10 protein-coding genes and 1 pseudogene are annotated in these 5,791 nt (G+C 55.7%); 6 read left to right on the top strand and 5 right to left on the bottom strand.

All coding sequences use genetic code 11. The annotated features are described in order from the left end of the window. The coding region (locus FHD67_RS19720; RefSeq protein WP_139599791.1) for a transposase at positions 1 to 306 on the bottom strand (306 nt) is incomplete at its 3' end. Positions 307 to 335: 29 nt separating this feature from the next. Between FHD67_RS19720 and FHD67_RS19715 the strand changes: the two genes are divergently transcribed. Continuing rightward, positions 336 to 578: a hypothetical protein gene (locus tag FHD67_RS19715; protein ID WP_139599790.1), complete on the top strand. Its 243-nt coding sequence runs from the start codon at positions 336 to 338 to the stop codon at positions 576 to 578. Positions 579 to 649: 71 nt separating this feature from the next. On the opposite strand, the gene FHD67_RS19710 is transcribed toward FHD67_RS19715, so the two are convergent. Next, positions 650 to 994 carry a glycine zipper domain-containing protein gene (locus tag FHD67_RS19710; RefSeq protein WP_139599789.1) on the bottom strand — a complete coding sequence of 115 codons (345 nt, stop codon included), beginning with the start codon at positions 992 to 994 and terminating at the stop codon, positions 650 to 652. A 219-nt stretch (positions 995 to 1,213) separates the two neighbouring features. Between FHD67_RS19710 and FHD67_RS19705 the strand changes: the two genes are divergently transcribed. Next, positions 1,214 to 1,582 (top strand): response regulator, encoded by a 369-nt coding sequence (locus FHD67_RS19705; RefSeq protein ID WP_045983855.1) that lies wholly within the window; start codon positions 1,214 to 1,216, stop codon positions 1,580 to 1,582. A 98-nt stretch (positions 1,583 to 1,680) separates the two neighbouring features. Here FHD67_RS19705 and FHD67_RS19700 read toward each other — a convergent pair whose 3' ends face one another. After that, entirely contained in the window at positions 1,681 to 2,238 is a 558-nt protein-coding gene (locus FHD67_RS19700; protein ID WP_218062367.1) for a YsnF/AvaK domain-containing protein, read from the bottom strand. A 281-nt stretch (positions 2,239 to 2,519) separates the two neighbouring features. On the opposite strand from FHD67_RS19700, the gene FHD67_RS19695 reads away from it, so the two are divergent. The 3 genes from FHD67_RS19695 to FHD67_RS19685 all read left to right on the top strand — a co-directional run bounded on the left by FHD67_RS19695 (position 2,520) and on the right by FHD67_RS19685 (position 4,625). Beyond that, complete coding sequence (locus tag FHD67_RS19695; RefSeq protein ID WP_176695227.1) at positions 2,520 to 2,957, top strand: YsnF/AvaK domain-containing protein; 438 nt, start codon at positions 2,520 to 2,522, stop codon at positions 2,955 to 2,957. Continuing rightward, positions 2,947 to 3,813 carry a YsnF/AvaK domain-containing protein gene (locus FHD67_RS19690; protein WP_139599787.1) on the top strand — a complete coding sequence of 289 codons (867 nt, stop codon included), beginning with the start codon at positions 2,947 to 2,949 and terminating at the stop codon, positions 3,811 to 3,813. Before FHD67_RS19695 ends, FHD67_RS19690 begins: the two co-directional genes overlap by 11 nt. 233 nt (positions 3,814 to 4,046) lie before the next feature. Next, positions 4,047 to 4,625, top strand: a complete 579-nt coding sequence (locus FHD67_RS19685) for a phosphatase PAP2 family protein (RefSeq protein WP_176695226.1) — start codon at positions 4,047 to 4,049, stop codon at positions 4,623 to 4,625. A gap of 147 nt (positions 4,626 to 4,772) precedes the next feature. Here FHD67_RS19685 and FHD67_RS19680 read toward each other — a convergent pair whose 3' ends face one another. Continuing rightward, a complete protein-coding gene (locus FHD67_RS19680) occupies positions 4,773 to 4,985 on the bottom strand; it encodes a cold-shock protein (protein ID WP_084697617.1) in 213 nt (70 codons plus the stop codon). 392 nt (positions 4,986 to 5,377) lie between these two features. Between FHD67_RS19680 and FHD67_RS21260 the strand changes: the two genes are divergently transcribed. After that, on the top strand, positions 5,378 to 5,656 hold the full coding sequence (locus FHD67_RS21260) for an SDR family NAD(P)-dependent oxidoreductase (protein ID WP_176695225.1): 279 nt from the start codon (positions 5,378 to 5,380) through the stop codon (positions 5,654 to 5,656). Here the strand turns inward: FHD67_RS21260 and FHD67_RS19670 are convergent. Then, positions 5,653 to 5,791, bottom strand: a pseudogene (locus tag FHD67_RS19670) (IS3 family transposase); the annotation flags it as partial. The gene FHD67_RS21260 and the pseudogene FHD67_RS19670 sit on opposite strands and share 4 nt — an antisense overlap.

Raw genomic sequence — 5,791 nt, 5'->3', positions numbered from 1 at the left:
CGTGCGATGCGCCTTGAGATAGGTCGCGTCGATCATCACCGTCTTCGGGACGGCGGCCTCGGAGGCCAGCCCAGCCATCATCCGGGCAAATACCCCCTTGTCGCTCCACCGCTTCCACCGGTTGTAGAGGGTCTTCGGCGGGCCATACTCCTTTGGCGCATCGCGCCAACGCAAGCCATTGCGGTTGATGAAGATTATGCCGCTCAGCACCCGCCGGTCATCGACGCGCGGCTTTCCATGGCTCTTAGGGAAGAAGGGCTGGAGCCGCGCCATCTGCGCGTCGGTCAGCCAGAAAAGGTTGCTCATCGATCAGGTCTCCTTGAGGAGCCTGAATCATGCCGAACGCGCAGGATAAATGGGTCCTGACCCTAGTCTGGCAGGACACTCACCCCGCGGCCGGCAGTGACGAATTGCAGCATCAATTCGACAGTTTCGATGCCGATCCGGCGCGCTGGCCGACACTCTGCCGGGATCAGAAACCGCGTGCGATGCTACGGCAGCACTCCTCGATCCACGAAAGCCCAGCAAATCATGGCTTATTGCGTTTCAGAATAGAACTCACCAATGAGGCATTATAAATCATAGTAATCGACCTATGTAAGGCAGTCGTTGCCGATCAGGGCTGCTACACACAAATTGGCAGTTTGGTTCAGCGACGCGCCACCAGCAGTCCCAGAAGAACACCTACGCCTGCTGCAATCCCCAAAGCTTGGACCGGGTAGCTGCGAACAAGGTCCCTAGTTTCCTCGTAACCGAGCTCCGCATAAAAGGCTGCTTCCTGTGCGCGCTGCTCACCTGCCTTATACAGGCGTTCAGCATAGCCTTGTCCCGCCTCCCGGAGGGGAGTTATATATTCATGGCTCACCTCCAAAGCCGCATTGGCAAGCGCCGCCCCACGCTCAGCCAGATTAGCAGCACCTCCTTCGTGAGAACCTAACATATTGTCGGCTGCATCGACATCCTGTTTCGTTGTGACAGGCGGGGTCTGTACCATTGCATGATCCTTTTTAAGTGGGGACGCTGTCCCGAAAATAATTAAATCCCCAGTGAGGGTCTGGTTCCGTGTGTGGCCAAGAACACCGGATTAGAACTTAGTCGGGTCTCCAAGGGGGAAAGGTGTGTGTAATGAGTTGCAGAGCGAGGCTGGTGGCACCTTTGCACAGGAACATTTGTAGAAGCGTACTGTTGCAATATCTGCAAGCTGCGGAGACCGATGATGAACAAACCTGATCTTGCCGGAAGGCATATTCTTGTGGTGGAGGATGAATTCATTCTCAGCCTTGATATCTGCACGCAGATAGAAGCCTTTGGGGGCGTGGTCATTGGCCCTGCTGCAACTTTGGAGGATGGATACGCGCTTCTCCAGGCGGTGCCGCAACCAGACGGAGGCATCCTTAACATCAGGATTGGTAGAGAGATGGTCTACCCATTGGCCGATGAGCTGTTGGCAGCAGGCATCCCTATCATCTTCGCAAGCAGCGAGAGTAAGGCCAGCATCCCTGACGAATATGCGCTGGTGCCGCTGCTGAGCAAGCCCATCAACATGATGCACGTGGCCGAGGAGCTGTTCCCCGCGTCCTAAAGGTCGCGGGGGGGGACCAGATATACAAACAGGGCCGCTCCAGCGCGGCCCTCTTGTTTTGTGGTCTCAGTGGTGAGGTGAGAGCTAAACCCCGGCCATCAGCAGCAACACTTCCGGCTGCGATCCAGATCATGGCGTTCCACGGCCGTACGCTCGTCGTCCACCTCGACCTCGGTGTGGCGTACCGTGTCGGATACCGTTTCCTGACGGGTATCACTAGTTTTGCGCAACCCAATTTCCTCTACGACGCGGGCTTCTTTCGAAACGACGGCTTCCTCCCGGTGCTCTTCTGCCTCAAACGAGCGCTCTCGGTAGTCCTCATCCACCTTGGCGGGACGATTGACCGGGGTCCGTACCAGCTCGACATGCTCGTCTCGCAGCTCAACCATCTCGCTGACCGGTGTCTCCACCGTATAGGCCCGGACACGGACGCGGCCGTGGCTGGTGTCGCGTTTGCCGACGCGCAATCTCTCCTCGACGACCGGGATCGTCTCGTCCGCGGATGCCGCGGAATGGTCGGTTGTGGTGGGATGTCCAGTTGCATACGTGCTGGCCTCGTAGCCGCCCCAACCTTCGCTGCGCCAGCTAGCCTCGCGCTCGTCAAGGTTCACGGTGCCTTCGTCATCCAGAATGTCGAGAACCGTCTCATACTCCATGTTGGTGACACGCGATACAGTCAGAAGCTGGCCGCCACGCGACAGGTCCTCGGCATAGCTGTAGCGGTCTTTCTCAGGTATCAGGAGATCGCCAAAGGCTATCCCAGAAGCCTTTGCCCTGATCGGTCTGGGCGGGTGCGGTGTCCGTGCTGCCGGCATCCATACGGATTTGACTCATGTCCAGACCCGGCAGGGGAGCAGTAAAGACTAACTTATATTGCCCGCCTGAAAACGGAACGAACCGTGGACGGCAAGGTTGTCGATCATCACGGAGGGATGTGATGACGTCTGACCACGACCAGGACCAAGCCGAGCAGACCGTCCCGCTCATGGAAGAGCAACTGACGGTCACAAAGCGGAAGAGGGTGACAGACCGGGTCAGGGTCTCGACAATCACCGAGACAGTGGACAGCCTTGTGCCCGTCGATTTCTCTGACGTCGAGATAGATGTGGTCCGGGTCCCCATCGAGCGGGATATCGACGTCGTCCCTGATATCGTGACTGAAGGGGACCTGACGATCATTCCCGTGGTCGAGGAGCGGATCGTCATCACGCGACAGCTCGTACTGCGCGAGGAAATTCATGTCCGCCGCACCGAACGCCGGGAAACCTCCGACATTCCGGTCACCATCCGGCGTCAGCGCGCCGTGATCGACCATCTCGGCCCTCAGACTGAGGGTCAAATCATCAGCGAAGAGGAAACTCACGATGACCTATGATAATGAAGCGGGTACTTTCAACGGAAGCATGTCCGTCTCCGCCTTGTTCGATACGAACGCCGATGCCCAGAACGCCGTATCGCGGCTTGAAGCGCTTGGGATATCGCGCACGCAGATCAGAACAGTCGAGGGTGCGACCCAGTCCACTGAGCAGAGAACCTCGACGACCGAAGACAAGGGATTCTGGGATAGCCTCGGCGATTTCTTCTTTCCCGACGAAGACCGCTACACTTATGCCGAGGGGCTGTCGCGCGGTGGGGTTCTCGTTACCGTGACGGGTCTGACGGCCGCACACTACGATCAGGTTCTCGACATCCTAGACGACGAGGGTACTGTCGATTTGGCGGAGCGCGAGGAGAGCTGGCGGTCGGAAGGCTGGGGCGGCTATGAGGGCAGCCCCCATGCGACCGAAGCCAGGACCGTGGGTTCGTCTGTCAGTGATGATGGCAGCTATGCCGATACCTCCGCTCAAGCGGACGACGAGAGCATTCCGATCGTTGAGGAGCGGCTGCGCGTCGGCAAGCGGGACACCAGCCACGGCCGTGTCCGTGTCCGGGCCTACACTGTCGAGGAACCTGTGAGTGAAACGGTGAACTTGCGTGAGGATCGCGTCGAGTTGGAACGGCGCCCGGTCGATCGGGCCGTCACCGACGCCGATACCGCGTTCCGTGACCGGACAGTCGAAGCCGAGGAGTACGTCGAGGAAGCGGTCGTCTCGAAAGAGGCGCGTGTCGTTGAGGAAGTTAGCCTGCGCAAAACCAGCGATACGCGTCAGGAAACGGTGACCGACAGCGTTCGTCACACGGAAGTCGAGATCGACGACGAGCGGTCCGATCCTTCCCGCCCCATCCGCTGAACTCAAAGCTACTAATGAATTGATAAGGGCCGCATCATTACTGATGCGGCCCTTATTTTAAATGTGGAAATTGGTCACCCATGCACAGACCATTATAACCCGAGAAATTTATGAGAGCATACCCGCCTCAAAACCCACTACGGAAACTTGGCCAGCTCATCGCTTTCCATCGGTTGCTGGTCATTGCATTGACGTGCTGGACAGCTTTTGCATGTACCGCAATTTTGATGGTCATGGGCTACACCGCCCGCTTGGATGCCTGGAGCCTATTGGCCTTTCGTGACGCTCCAGCACTGACACTATCCGGGCCGGCATGGTTAAGTGTGGCAATTCGCGATATGACCGCCTTAGGCGGATTTTCGGTTCGCAATCTTTTGGCCATCATGGCGATGGCGATCTTGCTGACGCTTCGCCGTCATCGTCAGGTGTTGGTGGTTCTGACAGCAATCGTCAGTGGAATGCTTCTGGAATATTGGCTGAAGGAATGCTTTGGCCGTCCGCGACCTGCCATTGTGCCGCACCTCATGTCCATAAATGGCAATAGCTTCCCGAGTGGCCACGTCTTCAATGGCAGCGTAGTCTATATCAGCATCGCGCTGGCATTTGCGGGCATGTCCCGGAAAACAACCACGCGCCTGATGATCATGGGCACTGCGATTGCAACTTGCATAATGATAGGCACGACCCGCGTCGCTTTGGGTGTTCATTATCTCACGGATGCTGTTGCCGGACTGGTGGGCGGCGCGGGATGGGCGTTGCTGGTTTATGCACTCTTGAGTTCAAGCCCCATCAACCCACCCGCAAGCCCCTGAACTTAAATGAGCCTCCTACGGATCTGAATGTCAGCAATGACGATATTCAGACCTATAAAATCGCATTATTGCTGAAGTTATCAAACTCGGGCGCATCTTGTACGCTTACGGGTTGAACGCCGCCCCAAAGTCAAACTTCTTACGAGACTATGATTTAGCAAGTGACAGGTTCACAGCGCTTTCGCGTCTATCCCGGCCAGTTTCGACGTCAAAATTGATCTTTTGGCCATCAGTCAACGTTCCAAGTCCTGCGCGCTCAACGGCGGAGATATGAACGAAAACATCCTTGCTGCCATTATCAGGCGCAATAAAACCAAAGCCTTTCGCCTCATTATACCATTTTACCGTACCGATTGCCATGTTTCCTCCTGTTAGTTTGTGATGCAAAGCTTGGCTGTGCAGCAAGACATGTCCTCTGCGGACTGTCGAGGTTCATAAAGCAGCGCAATGCTACGATTTATGCGAACCCTAATTTGCCCGTTCGGTGGCTTTTCAACTAGATTGGCATATGAAAAAAAAAATTTCACCAGGCTATTTTTGGCTTATACATTGCCAATAAGTTGCGTTCTGCATTGAAATATCATCTAAAGATTGAAAAGACACCTAATTTCTGGACAATCACACATCTCTTGTACAGCAATACTTGCTGATATCTGGCATCATACTCAAGTCTTCTAACATATCAACGGTAACACCTGCAATTGTGGGTGATATGATTTCTATTTTTGCGCGGTTAAATATAGGAGATATTCTTGCCAAACGACCCCCAAGTTCATCTTGCCGTTGTTACAGGGGCAAGTGCCGGCTTGGGTCGGGCACTGTCCTATAGGCTCATAGAAAACGGCGTTCGTGTTGTAGGTCTGGCGCGGAATGCTACGGAGCTAGACATTACCGCTGAAAGATGCGGGCATGATATGTTCTTCCCGATGGTATGCAATGTCGCTGACAGCGAGAATGTGCAAAAAGTGGCTGATGAGATAAAAGAAAAAATAGTGGCCTGCCCCTATCGGGTGGTCCGGTTTCAGTCTTAGTGCATTACGGGTCTTGGCGCTACAGCTGGGGTGGCCGGCGAAGCTGCTCCGGATGGCAAAGCCGGCCACTGGATGGCCTCGGGAGCTGGCGGGCGATACCCCAGTGATGAGTGCGGGCGCTTGGTGTTGTAATGG

This window comes from Paracoccus haeundaensis (assembly GCF_006239215.1).
GTDB lineage: Bacteria > Pseudomonadota > Alphaproteobacteria > Rhodobacterales > Rhodobacteraceae > Paracoccus > Paracoccus marcusii.
This window is presented reverse-complemented; position numbering and strand designations above follow the sequence as displayed.

What these genes read in the sequence shown, in the direction of transcription:
- FHD67_RS19710 (WP_139599789.1), bottom strand. Translation starts at nt 994, where the DNA reads ATGGTACAGACCCCGCCTGTCACAACGAAACAGGATGTCGATGCAGCC.
- FHD67_RS19695 (WP_176695227.1), top strand. Translation starts at nt 2,520, where the DNA reads ATGACGTCTGACCACGACCAGGACCAAGCCGAGCAGACCGTCCCGCTC.
- FHD67_RS19685 (WP_176695226.1), top strand. Translation starts at nt 4,047, where the DNA reads ATGGGCTACACCGCCCGCTTGGATGCCTGGAGCCTATTGGCCTTTCGT.
- FHD67_RS19680 (WP_084697617.1), bottom strand. Translation starts at nt 4,985, where the DNA reads ATGGCAATCGGTACGGTAAAATGGTATAATGAGGCGAAAGGCTTTGGT.
- FHD67_RS19705 (WP_045983855.1), top strand. Translation starts at nt 1,214, where the DNA reads ATGATGAACAAACCTGATCTTGCCGGAAGGCATATTCTTGTGGTGGAG.
- FHD67_RS19690 (WP_139599787.1), top strand. Translation starts at nt 2,947, where the DNA reads ATGACCTATGATAATGAAGCGGGTACTTTCAACGGAAGCATGTCCGTC.
- FHD67_RS19700 (WP_218062367.1), bottom strand. Translation starts at nt 2,238, where the DNA reads ATGGAGTATGAGACGGTTCTCGACATTCTGGATGACGAAGGCACCGTG.
- FHD67_RS19715 (WP_139599790.1), top strand. Translation starts at nt 336, where the DNA reads ATGCCGAACGCGCAGGATAAATGGGTCCTGACCCTAGTCTGGCAGGAC.